Origin of the sequence: Moraxella oblonga NBRC 102422, from assembly GCF_001598275.1 — a bacterium.
Taxonomy (GTDB): domain Bacteria; phylum Pseudomonadota; class Gammaproteobacteria; order Pseudomonadales; family Moraxellaceae; genus Moraxella; species Moraxella oblonga.
Genome location: NZ_BCYQ01000033.1, coordinates 1 through 24,502, shown reverse-complemented (window position 1 = coordinate 24,502; position 24,502 = coordinate 1). Strand labels below are relative to the sequence as shown.

The window sequence follows — 24,502 nt, the reverse complement described above, 5'->3', positions numbered from 1 at the left end:
GGGTTTTGTAGGAGGTCTAGTGATAAATTTGTTTTTCGGTTAAATAAATTGATACAATCCCATATTCATACCTTATCTTATCCATACCTTGACAAAAAAATACAAGGCAAGCGGTCTAAGGTATGAAAAATAACCGCCGTTCGGTAGCCACTCATAGCCTTGCAAAAGGGTTAAATCATTCTACATTTGGCAATACAAAAGGTGGGTGGGCGGATAATGCCAATAACACAATCCTATCATCAAATCTTTGGTAATGTAGGATATATTGGCTTGTTTTATCGCCATCATCACCCACATAATGCGGTATGCCGATATGATAATGCCAAAGGCAATGTTTTTGGGCATATTCAAAATTGGCTTGCTCTTTCTTGGTGCGTGGGTTTATGGGGACTGATGACTTGTTACGCCCTGTTAGCCCCTTTAAGCCGTGTTGGCGAACATAAAACACAAAGGTTAAGATGGCTTGCCGTGTCTCATCATCAAATGTTGCTAGGCAAGTTTTAAAACTATCCAAAAATTCTACATTCATACGCTTGCCAGCCATTTATCAAAACTTGATAAATCCGTTAATGCCCAATGAGGTACGGTATGGGTGTTTTTAGCACAACCACGCTCATCATATTCGCCAATGGCTTGACTTAGCTTATCAATATCAAAATGGTGCTGATAAAACCATTCATAATAGGCCTCCTCATCATCAGCAAAGGTCTGTAATAACAGCTCATTGACTGTTATGCCTTGCTGATTGGCTTTTGTGATAATCATCTGTTCTATGTGTGGAGCAATATCTAGCATATTTTTTACCTTAATAATTCAACAACCAAGCCTTAATTTATTTTGCCCATCCAATCAATCACAAATTTTATTAGAAAATGACAATACAATCATTTATCAACCCTAATGAAGTGGCACCACCCTCAAAACCTCCTCCAAAGTCGTAATCCCTTCGGCAATGCGTTTTGCCCCTTCAATGCGTAATGGCAAAACCCCTTCACTATATGCCTGTTTTTTAAGGTCGTCAAGGCTTGCATCTTTGGCAATCAGTTTTTTGAGTTCATTGGATAAGGGCATAATCTCATACAGCCCCACACGCCCTTTATAGCCTGTATTACGGCATTCATCACAGCCAACAGGGTGATAAAGCTCTTTGGGTGGATTGGCATTCCAAGGGGCGACAAGCTCACGCCATTGCAGGGCAAGGGGGCTACCTTCTACCACCTCTTCACTCTTTTTGCAATGGGGGCAAAGGGTACGAACCAGCCGTTGTGCCATCACACCCAAAATCGTTGCCGAAGTCAAAAACGGCTGTACCCCCAAATCGTGCAAACGAGTAATGGAGCTTGGGGCGTCATTGGTGTGCAGTGTGGATAGCACCAAATGCCCCGTTAGGCTGGCTTGCACTGCCATATCTGCCGTCTCGCCATCACGAATCTCCCCCACCATAATAATATCAGGGTCTTGACGCATCAGTGAGCGAATGCCATCAGCAAAATGCAAATCAATGCTTGTGTTAATCTGCATTTGATTAAAAGATGGCTCAATCATCTCAATGGGGTCCTCAATGGTACACACATTGACACTTTCGGTTGCCAACTGTTTTAGTGTGCTATATAGCGTGGTGGTTTTGCCAGAACCTGTCGGACCTGTAACAAGAATAATGCCGTTTGGGTGGGAAGTTAGTTCGTTCCAAGTTGCCAACTGCTTGTCTTGCAAGCCCAATTGGGCAAATGACCGCACCAACACTTCTGGGTCAAATACCCGCATCACAAGTTTCTCACCAAAGGCGGTGGGCAAGGTAGAAAGACGAAGTTCGGTTTCCAGTCCCTTTGGCGTACGAGTCTTCAATCGTCCATCTTGCGGTTTTCGCTTTTCGGCAACATTAAGCCTACCCAAAATCTTAATACGAGCGGTAACGGCGGTCATAATCGCAGACGGCATTTCATAAACCGTATGCAAAACGCCATCAATCCTAAACCGCACCTTGCCTGTGTCTCGTCTTGGCTCTAAATGAATATCGCTTGCCCGTTGGTCAAAGGCGTATTGCAAAAGCCAATCCACCACCTTAACAATATGCTGGTCATTGGCATCGGGGTTACTATTATCTCCCAATTGCAACAAGGCTTCAACATTGGTTACATCCGCACTCGCCTTTTTTTGGGCGATGTCTGCTCCTGCAATGGCACGAGTAACTTGGTAAAATTCGGTACGATACCGCCCAATCTGCTCAGGACTAATATAGACAATCGTAAACTCTTTTGGTCTGATAATCTGACGAATATTATCATGCCAATCCGTATAAAATGGTTGGTCTGTCGCCATCACCACCACATCATCACGCACTTCTATTGGTAAAATGTGTTGAGTCTTGGCATATTCATAAGACATGATTTTGGTAATGCTTGGTACATCAAGCTTTAAAGGGTCAATTTTAACAAATGGTTTTTTAGCTTTATTGGCAAGCCATTCGTTTAGCCTATCCACCGTCAAAGGCTTGGTAGCATCTGTCAAATCAGGCAAACGAAACCCCCCAATCACTGGCACAGGGTGCAGATTGGGGTCTTTGCGTGATGTCATCACCAGATTGTATGATTTTTGGTCAATGCGGTTTTCTTTTAACAATTCGTCCAAACACCACCGTAAATCCACCACAAACGAAAACATACCAGCTACCTTTTATCAAATAATCTGTCATTTTATCATGATTTTGGACAAATAAAAAACCGCCACACTCATAAAAAGCATGGCGGTTTTTAAATGCACTCTTATTTGGGTTTGCCTGTAATCGCACTTAACTTTTTGGTAACCCCAAACGCAATCGGCAAACTAATGAGTGTACCCACTGCCACAGCTCCTAGTATCGTTTGCATATTGCTTAAATTATTGACAAACACCACCACCATCAACACACCGATAATGACTGTAAAGGCAATGGAAAAAATCGCACTAAAAAGTGGCACATTCATGTTAAATCCCCTCATTTTTTGTGGATAAATTTTAGTCTATTTATACACCTTTTTTAGGCAAATGTTAAGCGTTTTTGTCAAAAATTACATAATTTTTTTATGGCTTTTAAATTCATTCTAAAAAGTTATCAATATGAACGCTTTTTTAACCAAATTTTGAGAAAAATTACTGCTAATTGTGGCAGTTTATGATAAAATTAAACACTTATGAACATAAATTCGCTTGTTTGTTGAAATCACAAGCCAAATTTGGACACTTTACGCATGACTACGCCATTTACTCCTACTAAAACCATGCAACTAAACGAAGTACGTCAAGCCTTCATTGACTTTTTTAAATCCAAAAACCACACGCCTGTGGAGTCATCATCGCTTGTCCCTCACAACGACCCCACGCTGTTATTTACCAATGCAGGCATGAACCAGTTTAAGGATACCTTTTTAGGTCTTGAAAAAAGGGATTATGTGCGTGCGGTCTCCTCACAAAAGTGCGTGCGTGCAGGGGGCAAGCACAATGACCTTGACAATGTTGGCTACACCGCTCGTCATCACACCTTTTTTGAGATGCTAGGCAATTTTAGCTTTGGTGATTATTTTAAAAAGGACGCTTTGGCATTTGCGTGGGAGTTTTTGACCTCTCCTGACTGGCTTGGACTGCCCAAAGACCGCCTGTATGTTACCGTTTATCATACCGATGATGAGGCGTTTGACATCTGGCATAAAGACATTGGTCTATCACCCGAGAGAATCATTCGTATTGGCGACAAAGGCGGACTGTATCAGTCGGACAACTTTTGGGCGATGGGCGATACCGGTCCTTGTGGACCTTGTAGTGAGATTTTTTATGATTATGGTGAGCATATCTGGGGTGGACTGCCTGGCACACCAGAGGAAGATGGCGACCGTTATGTTGAGATTTGGAACTGCGTATTTATGCAGTTTAACCGCCAAAAAGATGGCACACTAGAACCTTTACCCAAGCCATCGGTGGATACAGGCATGGGCTTGGAGCGAATCAGTTCGGTCATGCAGGGCAAATATGGCAACTACGAAACCGACCTGTTTGTCAATCTGATGAATGCGACCGCTACTGTCATTGGCGTGGATTGCACTTATGAGCCGTCCTTTAAGGTGATTGCTGACCATATCCGAGCGGTGAGCTTTTTGATTGCTGATGGTGTCAAGCCCGGCAACGAGGGGCGTGGCTATGTCTTACGCCGTATTATTCGCCGTGCGGTACGACACGGCAATAAATTGGGGGCGGAGGGAACATTTTTCCACAAAATCGTCCCTGCACTTGTCGGTCAGATGGGCGAGGCTTATCCACAGCTTGTTGCCAAACAAGAGGAGATTGAGGCGGTTATTCTAAAAGAAGAAGAACAATTTGCCAAAACCTTAGCCCAAGGCTTACGCCTATTATCAGGCGAGCTTGATGGCTTGAATGCAGGCGACACGCTCTCTGGTGAAACAGCATTTAGACTGTATGATACTTATGGCTTCCCTTATGATTTGACGGCTGATATTTTGCGTGAAAAAGAGATTGGCATTGACGAAGAAGGCTTTAACCGTGAAATGGAAGCCCAGCGTACTCGTGCCAGAGAGTCAGGCAAATTTGCCCTAGATTATACCAGTCTGATTAAGGTGGACACACCAAGCAAATTTGTTGGTTATGAAACCTTAACAGCGGACAGCCAGCTTGTTGCCCTGTACAATGACGGCAAGGCGGTGGAGAGCTTAGCTGAGGGCGATGAAGGGGTCTTGGTGCTTGATGAGACGCCTTTTTATGCCGAAAGTGGCGGTCAAGTGGGCGAGATTGGCGAGATTACCACCGATACAGGCGTGTTTGTGGTGGAAGACACCCAAAAATCAGGCACTGCCATTATCCATTATGGTAAAGTGCGAATGGGGCAAATTGAGGTAGGGCAAAAGGGCTTTGCCGAAGTGATTGCCGATGTCAGATGGTCGTCTGCTAAAAACCACTCTGCCACCCACCTTTTGCACGCAGCCCTTCGAGAAGTGCTGGGCGATGGCGTTGCCCAAAAAGGGTCTTTGGTATCTAGTCAAGTCTTGCGTTTTGACTTTTCTTATGACAATGCCATTACCACAGATGAGCTTGAAAAAGTAGAACAAATTGTCAATGACAAAATCGCCCAAAACGATACTGTTTTGATTGAATATATGAACATCAATGACGCTAAAGCAAAAGGGGCGATGGCATTGTTTGGCGAAAAATATGGCGAAGTCGTGCGAGTCATCACAATGGGCGAAAATGCCGACAAATCCAAGTTTTCCATTGAGTTGTGCGGTGGCATTCATATTCGTCAAACAGGCGATATTGGACTGTTTAAAATCGTCTCCGAAGGCTCTATTGCCTCTGGCATTCGCCGTGTGGAGGCTTTGACTGGGGCGGCGGCACTGCGTTATATCCAAACAGGCGAGCGAGTGTTAAATACGCTTGCCAAAGAATTTAAAGCCAAACGAGAAGAGGTGCTTCAGCGAGTGCTTATTTTGACCGACAAGGTCAAAGACAGCGACAAACAGATTGAGAAACTCACCCAAAAGCTTGCCAGTTTTGAGGCAAAAGCCTTGATGGATAAGGTGGCTGATGTCGGTGGCGTGCCTGTACTGATTGCCAAGGTAGAGGGCGTGGATGCTAAGGGTTTACGCTCTTTGGCGGATGATGTCAAATCCAAACTGCATAATGGCGTGGCAATCTTGGCAAGCGTATCAGACGGTAAAATCGCCCTAACCGCAAGTGTCGGCAAAGACTTGACCGCCAAAGTCAAAGCAGGCGACATCATCAAATCCTTGTGCGAAAGCCTTGACGGTAAAGGGGGCGGTAAGCCTGACTTTGCCCAAGGGGGAGCAAATGATGTTGCTGGGCTTGATAAGGTGCTGGCAAATCTAAAAGATGAGCTAAGTGCGAAGTTGGTGTGAGTTGTAGGGGCGTGTTGAACACGCCCAACAAACACAATGCTTGCAAAGGGCGTATTTAATACGCCCCCATAAATCCTTAGCACCAGTTCGGTTGATATGCCCAATAAGGAAAAACCAAACGATGATATTAGACCTACCCCCAACCACCGTAGAATTAATTGTTGCCAAAGCCAAAAGAGCAGGCGTTACGGTTGAGGAATTGCTGTATGAATTTGCTTGTGATGATGAAATTTATTTTGACATTGAGCGAATGAAAGTTGCAATGCAGGGCTTAGAAACAGCAGAGGATAGATTAAAAAACAGCGTAGAAATACCAAAATCCGCCTTAAAAGATTTAGGGGCTTTTAAACAATTTTTGCAGGCGAATTTATAATGAAAGTGCGTACCAGCAATTATTTTTCTCGCTTATTTTTTACTTTATCGGACGAACATCAACAAAAAATACTGGATTTTGTGCAATATGTTAGCGATAATGGCTTAAAAGGCTTAGTGGGACGCAATAAATCTTCTGCCCCAACCAACCCACGCACCAAACGCCAAAGAGCCAATTTTAACTACGCTCAAAAGCATTGTTTATGGCATTATCATATTGGCATTCCAGAATATAAGGGCGATGATGGTGATAAAACAAGCGAGTATGTTTTGCACTATCAAAAATTAAATGATGAAATTGTGTTGGTGGACATTGGCATTCATCCGCCATTTGCTTTGCCAACTTTGGAAAAATTAATTTAATTTGTAAAGTACATAGATGCTCAATTAAGAAAAGATTTTGGTTTTATTGCCCCTAACTCTACAAATTACCCACACTTAAAATAACTGTTTGGATAGCATTATGAATGAGATGGATATTGCATTCTTTAAGTGGACTTTTAGAGTGTTGCTTGTAATTTTCATCATTTTTTATTTGGTGGTTGGTTTGGAAGTTATTGGTCGCCACGATGGTTGGGCATCAGAATTTTTTATCAAAAAACGACCCAGTTTGCAATTTAAATTTTATAACGGTATGCATTGTGGTGAATGCGACTTTGTAGAATATGATAATTTAGATAAAGAACAACAAAAAGAAGCCGAAGATTTGTGTTATTTTCGTTATGGTTTTAAAAAATCACAGATTTATGAATGTCAAGAATTTTTAAGAACACGATAACCCAAAAAGTATCGTGCCAAAAATTTAAAGTTAAAAAATTATTGGTTGTTTTATGTTGTATGGATTTTTGTGGCGTTGATGATAATGGCGGTGGCGTTTTATTTTGAATTAAAGAGGCATAATATTTAAGTTAATATTTGGAATAAAAATGACATACCACAAACAATACAGATATGAAATACCAAGAATGGGTGGATTGATTGTATTTTTTATGAGCATAATATCGGCTGGTGGTGTGATTGCTTTATATTCAATGTTACCGCCCTATTTTGGCGATGTGTTTTTTATGCTATTTATTGGTTTGGCATTATTGGGATTGTATTTATTTTTTAATTATCATTACCCCATTACTGTAACAGACTACGACATTACTTTTAAAAAGAATTTTTTATCGCCAAAAACAATGACAGTGCATTATCATCAAATGAGAGAGCTTGAAACCATTGAGATTTATAAAATACCCGCATTACAATTTGTTATTAATAACAAAAAATGCGTAGTATCCAGTCAAGGTTTTAATAATATTGATGAATTTAATGAATTGGTAGCATTTGTTAAAAGTAAGGTTAATTTGTAAGGCGTGTATAACGGTGCGTATTACACACCTTACGCCCAATTAAAAGGAAATGATTGTAATGGCATATTATCAAGAATACGAATATAGAATACCAAAAGGCATTAGTATTTTTACTTTGCTATTTTTTGGTTTGTTTTCTTTTTATGGCATTCCCAAAGCCTTAAACAATGATAAACCTTTAACTCGTAGGGGTGTGGAGATTTTATCAGCAGAAATGGCGGATTGGTTTTGGATTATTTCAACAATAATAATGGTTGGGCTTACAGTGTTAGGTTTATTGATGACCATAAAATCCTTTCAAGCCCCTAATTATGTAATTGTGGAAGATGAGCAAATTACTTTGCCCAAAAAACCCATTTCCAATCAAATCGTTACTTTGGCGTATGACGAAATTCACAAATTAAAATTAGAAAATGTCGGCAAACAGCACACTTTATCTTTATTTACCGATGACGGCAAATGCGTTTTGAGCAGTCAATCTTTTGCCAATATTGACGAATTTAATGAAGTGGTAGAATTTGTTAAAAGTAAGGTTAATTTGTAAGGCGTATATAACGGTGCGTATTACGCACCCTACGCCCAATTAAAAGGAAATGATGGTAACGACATATTATCAAGAATATCATTATCGTATTCCAAGCAGTACAGGCGTATGGATATTATTGTGTGGCATATTCTTAAATATTCCAATGTTAATCTTAACACCAAAAAATTTGTCGCATTCAACCCAAACTTTTGGTATTATGATTGCGATATTTGCGATTTTATTTGGAATTTTTTTAATCAAAAAATCCAAAGAACCGCCCAAAAAAGTGATTGTTACAGATAATGCGATTAGTTTTCCAAAAATACCATTATCCAATACCTTAACAACCATTGATTTTGATGAGATTAAAAAATTAAAAATAATTTATAATCCTTCAATAAAAAATGCACTTAAAATTGTTGGCAATCATCAAAAAGGTGAATTATTGGGATATTGTTTTAATGACCCAAATACTTTAAAAGAAATTAAAAAGTATATTGAAAGTTATTTAAATCAATAACAAATTCAATTTAAATCGGTGGTAAATTATGGAAAATTTAACATATATTGTTTGGTTAATTCTTGCCATTATGTTTAGTGGCTTGTTGATGGTTTCAACCAATGGAGCAAAAGACACGACTTCTTTTGGCTCTCGTTTTACTGATAAGGAATATCCGATTTTTATTTATATTTTTATTGGCGTGATGTTTTATACAGCTTATTTTATATTATTTAAATTAAAACTTTAAATTTATTTTCCAAAGCCATTTTATTTTATAAGGAAACATTATGGCACTAATCGTCCAAAAATACGGTGGTACTTCAATGGGGAATGCCACCCGTATTAAAAATGTTGCCAAACGAGTCAAACGCTGGCACGATAATGGCAACCAACTGGTGGTCGTGGTCTCGGCAATGAGCGGTGAAACCAACCGCTTGATTGGCTTGGCACGAGAAATCACAAACAACCCAGACCCACGAGAATATGACCAAATGGTCTGCACAGGCGAGCAGGTCTCTATCGCTCTTTTGGCAATGGCATTAAAGGATTTGGGACTAGAAGCTGTCTCTTTTACAGGCAGTCAAGTTGCCATCACCACCGATTCTGCCCACACCAAAGCCCGTATTCAAACCATTGATGACAAAAAGCTTAGAGCCGTACTTGACGCTGGCAAAGTAGCGATTGTTGCAGGCTTTCAAGGAGTGGACGAATTTGGCAATGTTACCACGCTTGGGCGTGGTGGTTCAGATACCACAGGTGTTGCCATTGCTGCTGCATTAAAAGCGGACGAATGCCAAATTTACACCGATGTGGACGGCGTCTATACCACCGACCCACGAGTCACTTCTAAGGCAAAAAAACTTGACAAAATCACCTTTGAAGAAATGCTAGAAATGGCATCTCTTGGTTCAAAGGTCTTGCAAATCCGCTCAGTAGAATTTGCAGGTAAGTACAAAGTGCCTGTGCGAGTGCTGTCTAGCTTTGATGAAGGCACAGATGGCAAATTTGATGATGAATTTAGAAAAACTGTTGGTACTTTGATTACCATTGATGAAGGAGATGATATGGAAAAAGCTGTAATCTCAGGCATTGCCTTTAATCGTGATGAAGCAAAAATTGCCCTACTTGGCGTGCCAGACCGCCCTGGCATTGCCTCTGCTATTTTAAGTCCCATTGGTAATGCCAACATTGAAGTAGATATGATTATCCAAAACATTTCAGAAAATGGCGTAACCGATTTTAGCTTTACCGTGCCTCGTGGCGATTTTGACAAGGCAATGCAAATCTTAAATGAGCAAGTCAAAGATGACATTGGTGCAACCGACATCATCGGCACAAGCGATGTGGTCAAAGTCTCTATTGTTGGTGTGGGTATGCGGTCGCACGCAGGCGTTGCCAGCAAAATGTTCCAAACCCTAGCGTCCGAAAACATCAACCTACAAATGATTTCAACTTCTGAAATCAAGGTCTCTGTACTCATCAAAGAAGAGCATTTGGAAAAGGCAGTCAAATCCTTGCACACCGCCTTTGGGCTTGACCGTGAAGACGGCGAAAGTAAGGTGGCTGGGCTGTAATTGTAACCATAAGATTTACCAATCATAATGATTGCGTAAAATTTTATAAAAATAGCTGACAAGTTACCCAAGAAGTTTTATAATAACAACTTGGGTAATTTTGTTTTGCTTTATAGCATTGTTTTTATAGCAAGGAGCTATTATGTTAATCCTAACCCGCCGTGTCGGCGAAACCCTAATGATTGGCGATGAAGTCAGTGTTACTGTATTGGGCGTTAAGGGCAATCAAGTACGTTTGGGTGTCAATGCCCCAAAAGACATTGCCGTTCACCGTGAAGAGATTTACCAACGCATTCAACACGAGCGTTCTATGCAGATGCACATGAGTCATTTGGAGCAAGGTGGCTTTGCCCCGCCATCTTTTGATGATGACTACTACAACCGCTAAGGAATCCCCCATGAGTAATACGCTCGTCTCAGCCTTATTGCATGGTATCAGTACTGGGGAAGTCAATTTCAAAGATGTGATTGCTTTTATTGATAGTAATTATCATTATACCCCTACTGCTTTTCAAAACGGTGAAGTGAGTAACCCTGCTGGCACCAATGAAGGTTCTGCCAAAGTGTTTAGTTTTGCCAAACTACATGGATTGAATCAGCTAGACACCTTAACTCTATTTGCTGAACATTATCAGGCAGTACTAGAAACACCAGATGGTAACGACCATGCCAATATCCGTAATTTCATTCATTATGGTTGGCAGGGTTTTGGTATGCCAATACTGGCTTTGACTGCTAAATAATTTACTTGCAAATTTACAAAATATTTGCTAGAATTTTAGCTTTAATTTTCTGCCGTAGTGGCTGTTGTCGCCTTTAACATCAGCAAACTGGCTTAACTTAAATAGTTTGGTCAAATTCGTGTCATGTCCATACCATACCTTAGACACCTTGTCCAAACGGCACAACCGATACCGCTCAATATCCGTGCCAATATTACTATTTTAGGAGTTCACCATGTCTCGTGTATGTCAAGTGACTGGAAAGCGCCCACTTGTGGGTAACAACGTATCACACGCCAACAACAAAACTAAACGCCGTTTCCTACCCAACCTACACAACCATCGTTTTTGGGTAGAATCTGAAAACCGTTTTGTGCGTCTTCGTGTCTCTTCTAAGGGTATGCGTATTATTGATAAGCACGGCATTGAAAAAGTGCTTGCTGACCTACGCGCCCAAGGTCAAAAAATCTAATTGACAAATTAAGGATACTTTATTATGAGAGATAAAATCAAACTTGTTTCTACTGCTGGTACTGGTTATTTTTATACCACCACCAAGAACAAACGCACAATGCCTGGCAAAATGGAAATCAAAAAATTTGACCCAAAAATTCGCCAACACGTTTTATTTAAAGAAGCCAAAATCAAGTAATTTTAGCATTCAAAAACCGCCCAGATTGGGCGGTTTTTTTATTTTACATTGATATGGTCACCTAAACTCAAAATACACCACATAAGTTTTTTTATGATGACAAAAGTCACGCCACAGGTGGTATCAGCCACCGTTTTGCAGGCGTGGTAAATGATGATATGTCAATTCACCTTAAAAAAGACGAACTACAAGCCTATCGGTGGGTGGACACCGATAAATTGGGCGAGTATGAGTTACTTGGGACTTTGGGCGATTTGCAAGATTTGGTTGAGCTTGGAAGTGAAATTGCAGGTTTTGATGGTGATGTGGAGCGTGATGATGAAGCGGTTGTGATTAATGGTAAAGAATTTGAAAATCACAACTTGGATTTTGAGCAAGAAAACAACAAACAACTATTGCGTGATGAAGTGCGACAATATTTAGAAAACCTTGCTGGCGACAATGGCAAATACATTTTTAACAATTTTTTAGGTCGTGATGTATTGTTGAATGGTCGTGGCATTCGTGAAATGTTGGCGTGGTCGCATCAAGTGATTAAATTGCAAATTCTACATGGTATTGAGCGGATTATTCAGCAGGCTCGTGGGGTTGGTGATTATAAGCAAATCAATGGCAAGAAAGACAAAAAAGCTCACGCAGAATATTACTATCACTTAGAGACACCCATTCAATTAGCCAGTATGAAATTAACAGTTAAGGTTATTATTGAAGAAGATGCCAACGGATTATTGCAATATGATGTGAGAGTGCCTAGGACGGCATTAGGAAAAAATAAGGCATTGTATGATACATTAATCCACGATACGCATTCGTGGAATACATCAAACAATGCCTATGCTCATCATAATAACAAACTCAATGAAGAAAGTCAAGATGATTTTGTGTTTGATAGACTAAATGCCAATATTAGTGTGGGTGATATGCTGTTAAACCTATTTGTTTTTGACGAAAATGGCAATGAAGTGGGCGATGAAATATTGGGCGATAGACAAGACGGCAACGACAAAACCGAACCGCCAACCAATCATTTACCGTTGCCAAACAATCCCAAACCCTTTGATCGCACCAACATTACCATTCCACGCACCAAAACCGCTCGCCAAAAAGCCAATGATAATGCCATAGCGATTTTGGATAAATTGGACAATGGGCAAATCACGCCTGCTGATTTAACCGATGAGGATAAGGCAATTTTAGCCCAGTATAGTGGTAATGGTGGGGGCTTGACCGGGGCGGACGGTAAAAGAGGGTCGGATTATGAGTATTACACTCCCAAAGAGTTGGCATCTGGTATGTGGGATTTAGCTCGTGAGCTTGGGTTTGTTGGCGGAAAAGTGCTAGACCCTTGTGCTGGCACTGGCATTTTTACCGCCACAAGTCCTGATAATGTGTTGATTGAGGCGGTGGAGTTTGATGAGACTTCTGGGTGAATCAATCAACTGCTTAATGATGGTGGTCGCTCACAAACCACAATTGCCCCTTTTGAAAAGATGGTTAATGGTTATGATGATGGTAATCCACAAACAAAAAATCTTTGTTTGTTTTTGAATGGAATTTACCATAACATTTAAGTAGACGTATAACATAAATGCACAAGTTGTCAATAGGTCAATAGATTGATATCAACCGACTTTAAGCCCTTGACATTTATATTTTAGATGTTAGAATATGCATCACAACTTAGATTTAAAAAACACCACCCATTTTGGCGTGGTGTTTTTCGCTATATGTACGATTTTGATTTGGAGGCAACGATGCAACGCTACCCCATGACCCCAGAAGGACACGCCAGCTTAGAGGCGGAGCTCAAACAACTAAAAACTGTAGAACGCCCACGCATTACCACTGCCATCGCTGAGGCTCGTGAACATGGTGATCTTAAAGAAAATGCCGAATACCATGCCGCCCGTGAACAGCAAGGTCTGTGCGAGGCTCGCATTCGTGATATTGAGGCGAAGTTGGGTGGAGCTCAGGTAATCAATCCTGCCACATTGCCAAAAGAGGGGCGTGTGGTGTTTGGTGTTACTGTTTTGCTTGAAAATCTAGATACAGGTGAAGAGAAACGCTACAAGATTGTTGGTGATGATGAAGCGGATTTTAAAGTGGGTAAAATCTCTGTCAATTCGCCGATTGCTCGTGGCTTGATTGGCAAATCCGAAGGGGATGAAGCCAAAATCCAAACCCCAAGCGGTATGGTAGAATTTGAAATTTTAGAAGTATTGTACGAGTGATGTTATGAAACATTTGCACATGCTGATGGCAGTTGTTACGATTGCTCTGTACCTCTACCAAGTCAGCTTTGTGGTACGTGGCGTAAAGCCCAACCTAAATAAAGCCTTTAAGGGGGCAAGTCATGCCATCTATACCACGCTTGTGGCGAGTGGGTTATATCTATTTTGGCAACTTTACCAAGAGGCAGGCTTTCAAGCATGGGTATTTGCAAAGATAGTATTGCTTGTTATGGCGGTGTCTGCCAATATCAAAGCCATACGTCCTACCACAACTTTGCCTCATACCAAAGCAGGATTTCTCATTGCTGGTGTGGCTTATGTTGGGATTGTGTGGCTTGCCATTGCCAAACCTAACTTGTAAACTAAAATCAAATAAAAAAGCAAACCGTCAAAAGTTTGCTTTTTTATTTGGGTATTTTGCATATTTATTAAGTTATTTTTTATAAAAATAGATGATTTTATTACATTATAAAAAAATAAAATGATATACAAAAAATAATAAAAATAACAACAAAATCTCCCAAAAAATGCTAAAATTAATGACCGCCTAATCTGCGGATAATATTCTTTTTTTGATGTAATTCCATAATTTTTATAAGGAAAATCATGCTCATTTTAGACCCAACACACGTGCGTATGAATGCCAAAGCAGATGACAAAAACGAAGCTCTGCGTATCGTGGCTCAATTATTGGCTGACGAAGGCTTGGCGGATAGTGAATATTTGGCAGGACTCATCACTCGTGAAGGTCAATCTAACACCTATTTGGGGCAGGGCATTGCCATACCACATGGTACGCCTGAATCTCGTGAGCATATCAAACAAACAGGTGTGCGTGTGGTGCATTTTCCTGATGGCATTACGTGGAATGACGAAGGGGATGTGGTATATGTGGCGGTGGCGATTAGTGCCAAAAGCGATGAGCATTTGGGTATTCTAAAATCCCTGACCCAAGCACTTGGAGCCGATGTAGAAGATTTGATTAAAAATGCTCAGAGTGCTGATGAGATTGTGGCGATTTTGACAGGTCAGGTGCTGTCTAGCAAATCTTTGATTTTACACGAAAACCTCATCAAAACTAAACTAAATGTCAATGATATTGATGGATTATATCAATACACTGTTAATTTGTTGAAAGAAAAACAGATTTTAGGCAGTTGTTTTGTACAAACCAACCTCACGCCCCTTACCAAAGATGTGTGGTGTGCGACTTTGACGGGTGGCTGTGCCAAAAAATCTGCTGTTGCCATTACGGTTGCAAATAAAACCATGCAACATCAAGGTGTGCCTGTACATACGTTGATGACGGTGGTGAATGCTGATGACATTGATTTGGACAGGTTGTCTTATGTGTACGATTGTATGCTAGATAGCAGTTTTAGTACCAAGTTGCCTGAACTGACCACCACTCAGATTGCCGAGCAGATTGGGGCGGAGCTATCACTTGATTGGAAAGTGAGTACTGCCATTATCTTAAATGAGCATGGTTTGCACGCCAGACCTGCGACCATTTTATCTGATATTGCCAAAACTGCCACAGGACAGATAAAAGTTGCTCTAGAAGATGGTTGTTATGTTTCTGCCAAAAGTTTAACCCGTCTTTTGTCATTGGGGGCAACGCATGGGCAGGAGCTGACATTTATCGCCGAACCCAACACAGATGCTGTTGATGTATTGCAAAAAGTCATCAAGGCGGTCAATCAAGGTTTGGGCGAAACAGTTGTACCCATCAATAATGCCAAAATCGCCGACAAACTCATCGATGAACTTGCTCAAAAATCAAAACTTGCTAGCATGATTATTGAAAAAGGCAAAAAAGCATTTGCCACCCCTGCATCATCAGGGTTTGCGGTGGGTCAAGCTTATGTCATCAAAGATGTGCAGTTTAAGTATGAAATGATGGGCGACAATCCAAGCCATGAATGGAAGCGACTCCAAGATGCCATCAATGATGTAAAAGATGAACTCAATGACACAATACAAAACGCCAAAAGTGCCTCCATTGCTCAGATTTTTACTGCTCATCTGGCACTGCTTGATGATACAGAAATCACGCATGGGGCAAAAGATGGCATTGACAACGGCATGAGTGCCGAAGCGTCTTGGGCGACTTTTATTGAGCATTTGGTTAAAGTTCAATCTAGTGTTTCCAATCATGTCCTTGCCGAACGTGCAATGGATTTAAAAGATGTGGGTCAAAAAGTGCTTGCCAAATTGACGGGGCAAACACTAGACAACCCCCCAAGCGAACCGTATGTACTTATCAAAGATGAATTGTTGCCGTCTGATGTTGCCAAATTAGATGCCAAAGATGTGCTTGGGATTTTGACTGCACAAGGTGGGGCAAGTTCACACAGTGCTATCGTGGCTCGCTCGCTTGGCATTCCTTGCGTGGTGGGTGCTGGCACGAGTGTACTTGATGTGGCAAATGGCGAGATGGTGTTGATTGATGGCAAAGAGGGTTCGTTGGTTATTGCACCTGATGATGAACTTGTAAAAACCACTCAACAAAAACAAGAAATCCTACGTCAAAAGCAAGCCCATGCCTTAGAGCATTGCCAAAAACCTGCCATAACCAAAGATGGTCATCGTGTAGAAATCGCAGTGAATATTGGCAATGTTAACGACACAGCAGATGCAGTGGCAAAAGGGGCAGAAGCGGTGGGACTGCTTCGCACTGAACTTGTGTTTATGGCACACACCAAAGTGCCCAACATTGAAACGCAAATGGTGGATTATACCAAAGTATTTGAGGCTCTAGATGGTCGCCCACTCGTGGTGCGTACATTGGATGTGGGCGGTGATAAGCCATTGCCTTATTTGCCCATGCCTGCCGAAGAAAATCCCTTTTTGGGTGTGCGTGGCATTCGTCTAAGCCTACAGGAGCCTACTTTGTTCAAAAACCAGCTCATTGCTTTAATCCGTGCCTCTAAGGGTCAAGATTTGCGAATTATGTTTCCAATGATTGGTCGTTTTGAGGAATGGCAACAAGCCAAAGCGATACTAGATGAAGTGCGTGCTGAATACCCTCATGATAAACTCCAAGTGGGTATCATGGTTGAAGTACCAAGCGTGGCAATTTTGGCAGATGATTTTGCCAAAGAAGTGGACTTTTTTAGCATTGGTACGAATGATTTGACGCAGTATACCCTAGCGATTGACCGTGGGCATTCTACCATTTCAAAAGATGCCGATGGCTTGCACCCAAGCGTATTACAACTTATCAAGTTTACGGTAGATTCGGCTCATGCTCATGGCAAATGGGTGGGAGTGTGTGGTGAGCTTGCTGGTGATGAAATGGCAGTGCCGATTTTACTTGGGCTTGGCGTGGACGAACTTTCTATGTCAAAATCAAGCATTCCTATCACCAAAGAGCTTGTGCGTGGGCTTGATTTGACAGCTTGTCAAGAGCTTGCCAAAAAAGCCCTAAGATGTCGCAGTGCCAATGAAGTGCGTGCATTGACGGGGGTATAAATGAAAGCTGTACTTTGTATTACTCTAAACCCCGCCATTGACATGACAATTACCTTACAAAGTTTGACATTGGGGGCGGTCAATCGTGCCACTCATGGTCAAACCACTCCTGCAGGCAAGGGTTTAAACGTTGCTCATGTATTATCCGAGCTTGGGGTTAATGGTGTGGCATCTGGTTTTTTGGGGTTGGATAATGATGAGTTGTTTTCTGCGTTATTTGCCAGTCATGAAGATTTTAAAAGTATAGAAGGCATTGGCAAAATTACTGATGGTTTTGTCAAGGTGGCAGGAGCAACACGCACCAATGTTAAGTTGGTGGATAATGGACGTACCACCGACATTAACGGTCAAGGTTTTGTCGTTACCCAAAAAGACAAAGATGAGCTGTTTGCCAAACTAGAGATGCTTGTGCAGGGTGTGGATGCAGTACTGGTGGCAGGCAGTTTGCCCAATGGTTTTGATGGTCAAGATTTTGACCGACTGCTTCACATACTGACAAACAAACATGACAAGGTGGCGGTGGACGTGAGTGGTGAAGCCCTCAAAATTGCCCTAACTCATCAACTGTGGCTCATCAAACCCAACAATGACGAGTTGTCAGCCGTTTTTGGTGGCGATATGACGGTGCTTGATAACCAAAAAGTTGCTATTAGCCAAATAGCCAGCATTAAAAATATTTTGGTGTCTATGGGCGACAAAGGCGTACATTGGTTTTGCCAAGAGAATCTGTATCGTGCCACACCCCCAACTGTGAGTGTTAAAAGTACGGTAGGGGCAGGCGATACAATGGTGGCAGGCATGATGTTTGGGCTATTGACCCAAGAAGACGAACAAAAATCCAATGAGGATGTACTGCGTTTTGCCACTGCTCTATCTGCTCATGCTGTTATGGTGGTGGGTGTCAATGTACCCAATCCCTTGATTTTAAACGAACTTCTTAGCCAAACCCAAGTGGAACAATTATCATAGGTGAGTTATGCCATTTTCAAAACATTTTATCATTCGTGTACAATCCGCCTTTGAGCTTTTGATTGCTAAACAAATAGCAAGCAGTTTGTCCGCACATGGCGCAGATGTTATTATTGATACCGATGGGTCGGTAAATATTGTCAATGCAACTGTGATTAGTTTGGGTGATGAGATTGGGCAATTAAACCCCCAAAAAATCAACACCGCCCGTCTTATGGATACTGAATATTTGTCATCATTGCTATCTACGGTGCTGGTAGACAACGAGCCAAAATCTACACCTGTGGCAAATACTGCTTATAAAGTAGTGGCGGTAACCGCTTGCCCAACGGGGGTGGCTCACACCTTTATGTCAGCAGAAGCAATTGAAAACTATGCCAAATCAAAAGGTTGGGACATCAAGGTTGAGACACGTGGTCAAGTTGGTGTGGGCAATGTCATTACTGCTGATGAAGTGGCACAAGCAGACTTGGTGTTTGTGGCGGCGGACATTGATGTAGATTTATCCAAATTTGTTGGCAAAAAAATGTACCGTACCTCCACAGGGCTGGCTCTGAAAAAAACCGCCCAAGAATTTGATAAAGCTTTGTCAGAAGCCACCATTTATCAAGGTCAAAACAATACCGCCAGTGATACCGCTACGGCTACTGGCAATGAGAAAAAAGGAATTTACCAACATCTAATGACAGGTGTGTCGCATATGTTGCCACTGGTTGTGGCAGGGGGTTTACTCATTGCCATGTCATTTATGTTTGGTATTGAAGCCTTCAAAGACCCTAACATTGCCATGGGATTGCCAAAAGCTTTGATGGACATTGGTGGGGGTAGTGCTTTTGCCTTGATGATTGCAGTGTTTTCTGGTTATGTGGCATACTCCATCGCTGATAGACCCGGACTTGCGGTAGGCTTGATTGGGGGCATGCTTGCCAATACAGCAGGAGCGGGGATTTTGGGGGGTATCATCGCTGGATTTTTGGGGGGTTATACCGTCAAATTTTTAAATGATGTTATCAAATTGCCACCAAGCCTAACTTCTTTAAAGCCTATTTTGATTTTGCCACTACTTGGCTCGCTCATCACAGGCTTGCTCATGGTTTATGCCATTAACCCGCCTGTGGCAAGTCTCATGGGGGCATTGACCGAATGGCTAAAAACCATGAACGACGCCAACGCAGTCATTTTGGGACTGATTTTGGGTGCGATGATGTGTACTGACATGGGTGGACCTGTCAATAAAGCGGCTTATACTTTTTCGGTGGGTATGATTGCCTCTGGGGTATTTACACCAATTGCAGCGGCGATGGCTGGCGGTATGGTGCCACCGATTGGTATGGCGATTGCTACTTGGATTGCCAAAAATAAATTTAACGACAACCAAAAAAATGCAGGTAAGGCATCGTTTGTGCTTGGGTTGTGTTTTATTTCAGAAGGGGCATTGCCATTTGTGGCGGCTGACCCTGCTCGTGTCATCATTGCTTCTATCATTGGTGGGGCGACTGCTGGGGCTATTTCTATGGGGCTTGGCATAGGGCTACAAGCACCACATGGCGGACTTTTTGTGATTCCATTTGTAACACAACCCATCATGTATTTGATGGCGATTGCCGTAGGTTCGGTCTTGACGGGTGTGATTTATGCCTTTATTCGCCAAAAGGATGCGGTTAATAATCCTTAAACCAAGAATTGTTGGTGGGGTTGATTGTAAAAAGCAATCAACCCTATTTCATTACAGGGGGTAGTTTGGTATAATGGTGCGATTTTATTCTTTGGCAAATTTGTCATGAAATTTTTAAAAATTCTCAATCACAAATCTTACACTCATACACAAAAGATTTTGGCGTTATTTGCCATTGCCTTGACGATTGTTGCGGTTGCCACACTGATGTTTGGTTATAAAATAGGGCATAGACAAGGCGTGCGTAGCGTTTATGCAACCAGCGAATCTGACGAAGCTCAATCTCAGGTAAGTTCGCTACAAGTCGCCAGTTTAAAACAACAACTAGACGCTGTCGTCCAAGAGCGTGATATTAGCTTATCAAATCTAGAAAATCTGCGTGAACAAAGCGAAAAAACCAAAACCGAAAATCTTCAACTTAAACAACTCAACACCATTTTGATGGATGAAGTGGTTGAGAAAGATGGTGGGCTGTTAAAGGTGTTGGCGGCAGAAATTGAGCCATTGCCCGAAAAAACCTACGAATATCGTTTAGATGTGGCGATGATTGATAGAACGGGTAGGGCGACCAATGTCGTTACCAAACTGACCTTGCTTAACCCTACCAATCAGGTTGATGTGCCTGTCAAGCCTGTCTATGATGTCAAAGGTATGGCTTATATTCGTGGTAAATTTGTCATGCCAAAAAACTTTGAACCAAGTCAGATGAAAGTGGAAATATCCGCCGATAACAAAAGGGTAGAAGCACTTTACAACTGGACAAAGGGCAAGGCGGTCGCCATCTCTGAAAATAAATATGCCAGCGAGCGTCCCATTGGCTCAAAATAACTTTACCTACGCCTACCATTTTGGTGGGCTTTTGTTTTTGTGATTTGTTTAAAACATCTTGGATATGACTGATTTTGATACTGATTTAGATACTGATGTTGCCACCAAACTTGATGAGCCGACTTTATATGCCATCATCATGCACAACGATGATTACACCACGATGGAATTTGTGGTGTTTGTACTGACTGATGTGTTTGCCTTTGATATTGAAAAGGCGGTGGCAACCATGCTTGACATTCATCACAAAGGCAAGGCAAAGGTGGGGGTATATCCCAAAGAGATTGCCGAGATGAAAATCATGCAGGTTGAGAATTTGGCAGAAAAATTTGAGTATCCTTTACTTGTTACCTTAGAAAAAATTTAGGAAAAATATGTTTAGTCATGAATTTGAACAAACTCGTCAACGAGTGATGGAATTTGCCCAAAAAAACCGCCACGAATTTATTACGGTGGAGCATTTATTACTTGGTTTGCTAAAAGACGGTGAGGCAAAAGCGATTTTGACCCTGTGTGGGGTGGATTTTGAGCGGTTAAGCGATGAGTTGACCAATTACATCAATACTTATATTCCCAAAATGACAAATGTTGGTACGCCTTTGCCCACCAAAGCCTTTGATAGGGTGATTCAGCGAGCCATTTGGCATGTGCAAAGTAGCGGACAAGGCGGTTTGGTAACAGGCATTGATGTTTTGGTGTCTATTTTTCGTGAACGAGACAGTCAGGCGGTTGCCTTTTTGAAAGCACAAGGCATTTCTGGACTTGGTGTGATGAGACAGATTTCGCATGGTAAAAAACAGCATGATGACGATGATGAGGACGTTGATGAACTGGTAACAGAAGGTAAAAAAATCCCCAAAAAAGACCCTCTCCAAGCCTACGCCCAAAATCTTAACGAGCGTGCCAAAAATGGATTGACCGACCCTCTGATTGGACGCATGGACGAGATAGAGCGTACTGCCCAAGTGTTGTGTCGTCGCCGTAAAAACAACCCACTTTTGGTGGGTGATGCAGGCGTGGGCAAAACCGCCATTGCCGAAGGGCTTGCTTGGCTGATTGTCAATGGCAAAGCCCCAAAGCCGTTGGTAGATACGGTGATTTATGGTCTGGATATCGGTTCTTTGGTGGCAGGGACGAAGTTTCGTGGAGATTTTGAAAATCGCATTAAGGATTTGCTAAAAGCCCTTAAAAAGCAACCCAATGCCGTATTGTTTATTGATGAGATTCACACAATCATCGGTGCAGGGTCGTCCATGAACAGTAGCATGGACGTATCCAATTTGATTAAGCCTGCACTGGCAAATGGTGAGCTACGTTGTATTGGTTCAACCACTTTTAATGAATATCGTCAAATTTTTGAAAAAGATAATGCCTTATCCAGACGTTTTCAAAAAATTGACATCAAAGAGCCTAGCATTGAGGACAGTATTGGGATTTTGCAAGGGCTTAAATCACATTATGAAAAATTCCATGCTGTTAGCTACACCGATGAGGCAATCGTCAAGGCGGTGGAGTTGTCAGCACGCCACATTCATGATAGATTTTTGCCTGATAAAGCCATTGATGTCATTGATGAGGCTGGGGCAAGGGTCAAACTCATCGGCGGTGGGACGAGTATTGATGTACCACAGATTGAAGAAGTGATTGCCAAAATCGCTCGCATACCACCTGCATCTGTATCGGCAGACGACACCAAAGCTCTAAAAAATTTGGAGCGAGATTTATGCCAAATGGTGTTTGGGCAAGAAGAGGCAATAAAGCAAGTTTCAGATGCGATTAAATTGGCACGGGTAGGACTCAAACCTGCCAATAAGCCGATAGGTTCGTTCATGTTTGCAGGTCCGACAGGCGTAGGCAAAACCGAAATCGCTCGCCAACTTGCCTTTACGCTTGGGGTGGAGCTTGTTCGTTTTGACATGAGCGAATACATGGAGGCTCATACGGCTTCACGCCTGATAGGTGCACCGCCTGGCTATGTGGGTCATGATAAAGGCGGACTATTGACCGAAAAAATCAGCCAGTACCCACATTGCGTGCTTTTGCTTGACGAGATAGAAAAAGCCCACCCCGATGTCTTTAATCTGCTTTTGCAAGTCATGGATAATGGCATGCTTACTGACAATAATGGCAGAAGCGTCTCGTTTAAACAAGTCATTCTTATCATGACTACCAACGTGGGGGCAGAAAGTATCAGCCGTGCTTCTATGGGTTTTGTCGCCCAAGACCACAGCACCGATAATAGTGAGGCGATGAAACGTACCTTTAGCCCAGAGTTTCGTAACCGCCTAGACGCTACCATACAATTTGCTCCTTTATCCGAAGAAGTTATTTTATCGGTGGTGGATAAATTCATCATTGAATTGCAAGGTATGCTTGAAAGTAAAAATGTTATTTTACATGTAGACAATGATGTCAAATCCTATTTGGCAAACAAAGGTTATGACAAACTTATGGGAGCAAGACCTATGGCAAGACTCATTACTGATGAATTTAAAAAACCATTGGCACAGATGTTGCTGTTTGGTGAGCTGATGAATGGTGGGGTGGTGAAAGTTATTTTAAATGATGGTCAGTTGCAGTTTGAGGTGGTGGCGACAGACACGGCAGAACTGGCATGACCTGACAAATTTGTATCAATTTATATCAAAGGTGAATTTATGGCAATTTTACTAGATGGTAAAAAACTTTCAAGCCAAATTGAAACATCGCTATCAAAGCGTGTACAGGCATTGAAACAAAAAACAGGACGTACGCCAATTTTGGCAACCATTTTGGTGGGCGATGACCCAGCTTCAGCCACCTATGTTCGTATGAAAGGCAATGCCTGTAAACGAGTGGGCATGGAGTCCATTCGTGTAGAAATGCCTGCTTCTACCACCACCGATGAGCTACTTGCCAAAATCCGTGAACTCAACGCCAACCCTGATGTACATGGCATTTTGCTCCAACACCCTGTACCACATCACATTGATGAGCGTGTATGCTTTGATGAGATTGCTCTTGCCAAAGACGTGGACGGCGTAACCTGTTTGGGATTTGGGCGTATGGCAATGGGTGAGAGAGCTTATGGCTCGGCAACACCACAGGGCATCATGCACTTACTAAATCATTATAAGGTGCCATTATCGGGCAAACACGCTGTGGTGGTGGGGCGTAGTGCCATTTTGGGTAAGCCTATGGCGATGATGCTTCTAAATGCCAACTGTACCGTGACCATTTGTCATTCTAAGACGGTCAATCTTGCTGACCATGTCCGCCAAGCTGATATTGTTGTTGGTGCGGTGGGTGTGCCTGAGCTTATCAAAAAAGACTGGATTAAACAAGGGGCGGTTGTGGTAGATGCAGGTTTTCACCCAACACCCAATGGCGGTGTGGGCGACATTGAGCTTGGTGGTATTGAAGACATTGCTAGCTTTTATACGCCAGTGCCGGGCGGTGTCGGACCGATGACGATTAATACGCTAATTCACCAAACGGTTGAGGCAGGCGAGAAAGAAGTCAACGAATAACAATCAATAAAAGGCGGAGTATTTCCGCCTTTTTTATCACATTTTTACCCAACGAATGTGCATTCACAGAATTTTAAAATTGTCATAAGTATTTAAAGGCATAGAATGTCATTGCAATTATCCTCATAAGTTTTTAATGGTATTGAAAATTTGTGGTGTTGTAAAATTTTATGAGTATGGTTGGGATAGGGATTTGTTTCTGATTATCATTGT

At 42.0% G+C, this 24,502-nt stretch carries 26 protein-coding genes and 1 pseudogene; 23 read left to right on the top strand and 4 right to left on the bottom strand.

The features are described 5' to 3' along the window. Window positions 1-175 precede the first annotated feature (175 nt). From MOB01S_RS09155 to MOB01S_RS09140, 4 genes are all read right to left on the bottom strand, one after another. Entirely contained in the window at window positions 176-529 is a 354-nt protein-coding gene (locus tag MOB01S_RS09155) for a hypothetical protein (protein WP_066804284.1), read from the bottom strand. Next, entirely contained in the window at window positions 526-795 is a 270-nt protein-coding gene (locus MOB01S_RS09150; RefSeq protein ID WP_066804281.1) for a hypothetical protein, read from the bottom strand. Before MOB01S_RS09150 ends, MOB01S_RS09155 begins: the two co-directional genes overlap by 4 nt. A gap of 102 nt (window positions 796-897) precedes the next feature. Beyond that, window positions 898-2,661, bottom strand: coding sequence for a type IV pilus assembly ATPase TfpB (tfpB, locus tag MOB01S_RS09145; RefSeq protein ID WP_066804278.1), 1,764 nt, complete (start codon window positions 2,659-2,661; stop codon window positions 898-900). 101 nt (window positions 2,662-2,762) lie between these two features. Then, window positions 2,763-2,963, bottom strand: a complete 201-nt coding sequence (locus MOB01S_RS09140) for a hypothetical protein (RefSeq protein WP_066804275.1) — start codon at window positions 2,961-2,963, stop codon at window positions 2,763-2,765. A 264-nt stretch (window positions 2,964-3,227) separates the two neighbouring features. Here MOB01S_RS09140 and alaS point away from each other — a divergent pair, with 264 nt between their 5' ends. The 23 genes and pseudogenes from alaS to folD all read left to right on the top strand — a co-directional run bounded on the left by alaS (window position 3,228) and on the right by folD (window position 24,289). Then, entirely contained in the window at window positions 3,228-5,900 is a 2,673-nt protein-coding gene (alaS, locus tag MOB01S_RS09135; protein WP_066804272.1) for an alanine--tRNA ligase, read from the top strand. Between the two features lie 121 nt (window positions 5,901-6,021). Further along, window positions 6,022-6,273 (top strand): hypothetical protein, encoded by a 252-nt coding sequence (locus MOB01S_RS09130; protein WP_066804267.1) that lies wholly within the window; start codon window positions 6,022-6,024, stop codon window positions 6,271-6,273. Beyond that, window positions 6,273-6,635 carry a hypothetical protein gene (locus tag MOB01S_RS09125; protein WP_066804261.1) on the top strand — a complete coding sequence of 121 codons (363 nt, stop codon included), beginning with the start codon at window positions 6,273-6,275 and terminating at the stop codon, window positions 6,633-6,635. Before MOB01S_RS09130 ends, MOB01S_RS09125 begins: the two co-directional genes overlap by 1 nt. 100 nt (window positions 6,636-6,735) lie before the next feature. Then, the gene (locus MOB01S_RS09120; protein ID WP_066804253.1) at window positions 6,736-7,050 is read left to right on the top strand and encodes a hypothetical protein; all 315 of its coding nucleotides are present in this window, start codon (window positions 6,736-6,738) and stop codon (window positions 7,048-7,050) included. Window positions 7,051-7,198: 148 nt separating this feature from the next. Continuing rightward, window positions 7,199-7,627 (top strand): hypothetical protein, encoded by a 429-nt coding sequence (locus MOB01S_RS09115; protein ID WP_157073952.1) that lies wholly within the window; start codon window positions 7,199-7,201, stop codon window positions 7,625-7,627. Between the two features lie 58 nt (window positions 7,628-7,685). After that, window positions 7,686-8,171, top strand: a complete 486-nt coding sequence (locus MOB01S_RS09110) for a hypothetical protein (RefSeq protein WP_066804249.1) — start codon at window positions 7,686-7,688, stop codon at window positions 8,169-8,171. Window positions 8,172-8,220: 49 nt separating this feature from the next. Then, window positions 8,221-8,673 carry a hypothetical protein gene (locus tag MOB01S_RS09105; protein ID WP_218016089.1) on the top strand — a complete coding sequence of 151 codons (453 nt, stop codon included), beginning with the start codon at window positions 8,221-8,223 and terminating at the stop codon, window positions 8,671-8,673. Window positions 8,674-8,701: 28 nt separating this feature from the next. Next, on the top strand, window positions 8,702-8,902 hold the full coding sequence (locus MOB01S_RS09100) for a hypothetical protein (RefSeq protein WP_066804243.1): 201 nt from the start codon (window positions 8,702-8,704) through the stop codon (window positions 8,900-8,902). 40 nt (window positions 8,903-8,942) lie between these two features. Further along, complete coding sequence (locus MOB01S_RS09095) at window positions 8,943-10,229, top strand: aspartate kinase (RefSeq protein ID WP_066804240.1); 1,287 nt, start codon at window positions 8,943-8,945, stop codon at window positions 10,227-10,229. Between the two features lie 142 nt (window positions 10,230-10,371). After that, window positions 10,372-10,539 (top strand): annotated as a pseudogene (gene csrA, locus MOB01S_RS09090) (carbon storage regulator CsrA); the annotation flags it as partial. Window positions 10,540-10,627: 88 nt separating this feature from the next. Next, entirely contained in the window at window positions 10,628-10,972 is a 345-nt protein-coding gene (locus MOB01S_RS09085) for a HopJ type III effector protein (RefSeq protein WP_066804235.1), read from the top strand. Between the two features lie 214 nt (window positions 10,973-11,186). After that, window positions 11,187-11,423: a 50S ribosomal protein L28 gene (gene rpmB, locus MOB01S_RS09080; RefSeq protein ID WP_066804233.1), complete on the top strand. Its 237-nt coding sequence runs from the start codon at window positions 11,187-11,189 to the stop codon at window positions 11,421-11,423. A gap of 24 nt (window positions 11,424-11,447) precedes the next feature. Beyond that, window positions 11,448-11,603, top strand: a complete 156-nt coding sequence (gene rpmG, locus MOB01S_RS09075) for a 50S ribosomal protein L33 (protein WP_003659281.1) — start codon at window positions 11,448-11,450, stop codon at window positions 11,601-11,603. Between the two features lie 158 nt (window positions 11,604-11,761). After that, complete coding sequence (locus tag MOB01S_RS09070) at window positions 11,762-13,033, top strand: LPD3 domain-containing protein (RefSeq protein ID WP_066804231.1); 1,272 nt, start codon at window positions 11,762-11,764, stop codon at window positions 13,031-13,033. A 324-nt stretch (window positions 13,034-13,357) separates the two neighbouring features. After that, a complete protein-coding gene (greA, locus tag MOB01S_RS09065) occupies window positions 13,358-13,834 on the top strand; it encodes a transcription elongation factor GreA (protein WP_066804287.1) in 477 nt (158 codons plus the stop codon). Window positions 13,835-13,838: 4 nt separating this feature from the next. After that, window positions 13,839-14,195: a SirB2 family protein gene (locus MOB01S_RS09060; RefSeq protein WP_066804229.1), complete on the top strand. Its 357-nt coding sequence runs from the start codon at window positions 13,839-13,841 to the stop codon at window positions 14,193-14,195. Window positions 14,196-14,440: 245 nt separating this feature from the next. Then, the gene (ptsP, locus tag MOB01S_RS09055) at window positions 14,441-17,308 is read left to right on the top strand and encodes a phosphoenolpyruvate--protein phosphotransferase (protein ID WP_066804225.1); all 2,868 of its coding nucleotides are present in this window, start codon (window positions 14,441-14,443) and stop codon (window positions 17,306-17,308) included. Next, window positions 17,309-18,277, top strand: coding sequence for a 1-phosphofructokinase family hexose kinase (locus MOB01S_RS09050; RefSeq protein WP_066804222.1), 969 nt, complete (start codon window positions 17,309-17,311; stop codon window positions 18,275-18,277). Between the two features lie 7 nt (window positions 18,278-18,284). After that, window positions 18,285-19,952, top strand: a complete 1,668-nt coding sequence (locus MOB01S_RS09045; RefSeq protein WP_066804219.1) for a fructose-specific PTS transporter subunit EIIC — start codon at window positions 18,285-18,287, stop codon at window positions 19,950-19,952. Window positions 19,953-20,057: 105 nt separating this feature from the next. Next, entirely contained in the window at window positions 20,058-20,780 is a 723-nt protein-coding gene (locus tag MOB01S_RS09040; protein WP_066804216.1) for a hypothetical protein, read from the top strand. 64 nt (window positions 20,781-20,844) lie between these two features. After that, the gene (locus tag MOB01S_RS09035) at window positions 20,845-21,147 is read left to right on the top strand and encodes an ATP-dependent Clp protease adaptor ClpS (RefSeq protein WP_066804213.1); all 303 of its coding nucleotides are present in this window, start codon (window positions 20,845-20,847) and stop codon (window positions 21,145-21,147) included. A 7-nt stretch (window positions 21,148-21,154) separates the two neighbouring features. After that, on the top strand, window positions 21,155-23,398 hold the full coding sequence (gene clpA, locus MOB01S_RS09030) for an ATP-dependent Clp protease ATP-binding subunit ClpA (protein WP_066804210.1): 2,244 nt from the start codon (window positions 21,155-21,157) through the stop codon (window positions 23,396-23,398). A gap of 39 nt (window positions 23,399-23,437) precedes the next feature. Beyond that, window positions 23,438-24,289: a bifunctional methylenetetrahydrofolate dehydrogenase/methenyltetrahydrofolate cyclohydrolase FolD gene (gene folD, locus MOB01S_RS09025; protein WP_066804207.1), complete on the top strand. Its 852-nt coding sequence runs from the start codon at window positions 23,438-23,440 to the stop codon at window positions 24,287-24,289. Window positions 24,290-24,502 lie beyond the last annotated feature (213 nt).

Excerpts from the sequence above, each read along its gene's own strand:
- MOB01S_RS09050 (WP_066804222.1), top strand. The coding sequence starts at position 17,309 with ATGAAAGCTGTACTTTGTATTACTCTAAACCCCGCCATTGACATGACA.
- MOB01S_RS09125 (WP_066804261.1), top strand. The coding sequence starts at position 6,273 with ATGAAAGTGCGTACCAGCAATTATTTTTCTCGCTTATTTTTTACTTTA.
- MOB01S_RS09115 (WP_157073952.1), top strand. The coding sequence starts at position 7,199 with ATGACATACCACAAACAATACAGATATGAAATACCAAGAATGGGTGGA.
- MOB01S_RS09095 (WP_066804240.1), top strand. The coding sequence starts at position 8,943 with ATGGCACTAATCGTCCAAAAATACGGTGGTACTTCAATGGGGAATGCC.
- MOB01S_RS09085 (WP_066804235.1), top strand. The coding sequence starts at position 10,628 with ATGAGTAATACGCTCGTCTCAGCCTTATTGCATGGTATCAGTACTGGG.
- MOB01S_RS09155 (WP_066804284.1), bottom strand. The coding sequence starts at position 529 with ATGAATGTAGAATTTTTGGATAGTTTTAAAACTTGCCTAGCAACATTT.
- tfpB (WP_066804278.1), bottom strand. The coding sequence starts at position 2,661 with ATGTTTTCGTTTGTGGTGGATTTACGGTGGTGTTTGGACGAATTGTTA.
- MOB01S_RS09140 (WP_066804275.1), bottom strand. The coding sequence starts at position 2,963 with ATGAATGTGCCACTTTTTAGTGCGATTTTTTCCATTGCCTTTACAGTC.
- MOB01S_RS09120 (WP_066804253.1), top strand. The coding sequence starts at position 6,736 with ATGAATGAGATGGATATTGCATTCTTTAAGTGGACTTTTAGAGTGTTG.
- MOB01S_RS09130 (WP_066804267.1), top strand. The coding sequence starts at position 6,022 with ATGATATTAGACCTACCCCCAACCACCGTAGAATTAATTGTTGCCAAA.
- alaS (WP_066804272.1), top strand. The coding sequence starts at position 3,228 with ATGACTACGCCATTTACTCCTACTAAAACCATGCAACTAAACGAAGTA.
- MOB01S_RS09040 (WP_066804216.1), top strand. The coding sequence starts at position 20,058 with ATGAAATTTTTAAAAATTCTCAATCACAAATCTTACACTCATACACAA.
- MOB01S_RS09105 (WP_218016089.1), top strand. The coding sequence starts at position 8,221 with ATGATGGTAACGACATATTATCAAGAATATCATTATCGTATTCCAAGC.
- MOB01S_RS09035 (WP_066804213.1), top strand. The coding sequence starts at position 20,845 with ATGACTGATTTTGATACTGATTTAGATACTGATGTTGCCACCAAACTT.
- greA (WP_066804287.1), top strand. The coding sequence starts at position 13,358 with ATGCAACGCTACCCCATGACCCCAGAAGGACACGCCAGCTTAGAGGCG.
- MOB01S_RS09100 (WP_066804243.1), top strand. The coding sequence starts at position 8,702 with ATGGAAAATTTAACATATATTGTTTGGTTAATTCTTGCCATTATGTTT.
- clpA (WP_066804210.1), top strand. The coding sequence starts at position 21,155 with ATGTTTAGTCATGAATTTGAACAAACTCGTCAACGAGTGATGGAATTT.
- folD (WP_066804207.1), top strand. The coding sequence starts at position 23,438 with ATGGCAATTTTACTAGATGGTAAAAAACTTTCAAGCCAAATTGAAACA.
- MOB01S_RS09060 (WP_066804229.1), top strand. The coding sequence starts at position 13,839 with ATGAAACATTTGCACATGCTGATGGCAGTTGTTACGATTGCTCTGTAC.
- ptsP (WP_066804225.1), top strand. The coding sequence starts at position 14,441 with ATGCTCATTTTAGACCCAACACACGTGCGTATGAATGCCAAAGCAGAT.
- MOB01S_RS09070 (WP_066804231.1), top strand. The coding sequence starts at position 11,762 with ATGTCAATTCACCTTAAAAAAGACGAACTACAAGCCTATCGGTGGGTG.
- rpmG (WP_003659281.1), top strand. The coding sequence starts at position 11,448 with ATGAGAGATAAAATCAAACTTGTTTCTACTGCTGGTACTGGTTATTTT.
- MOB01S_RS09150 (WP_066804281.1), bottom strand. The coding sequence starts at position 795 with ATGCTAGATATTGCTCCACACATAGAACAGATGATTATCACAAAAGCC.
- rpmB (WP_066804233.1), top strand. The coding sequence starts at position 11,187 with ATGTCTCGTGTATGTCAAGTGACTGGAAAGCGCCCACTTGTGGGTAAC.
- MOB01S_RS09110 (WP_066804249.1), top strand. The coding sequence starts at position 7,686 with ATGGCATATTATCAAGAATACGAATATAGAATACCAAAAGGCATTAGT.
- MOB01S_RS09045 (WP_066804219.1), top strand. The coding sequence starts at position 18,285 with ATGCCATTTTCAAAACATTTTATCATTCGTGTACAATCCGCCTTTGAG.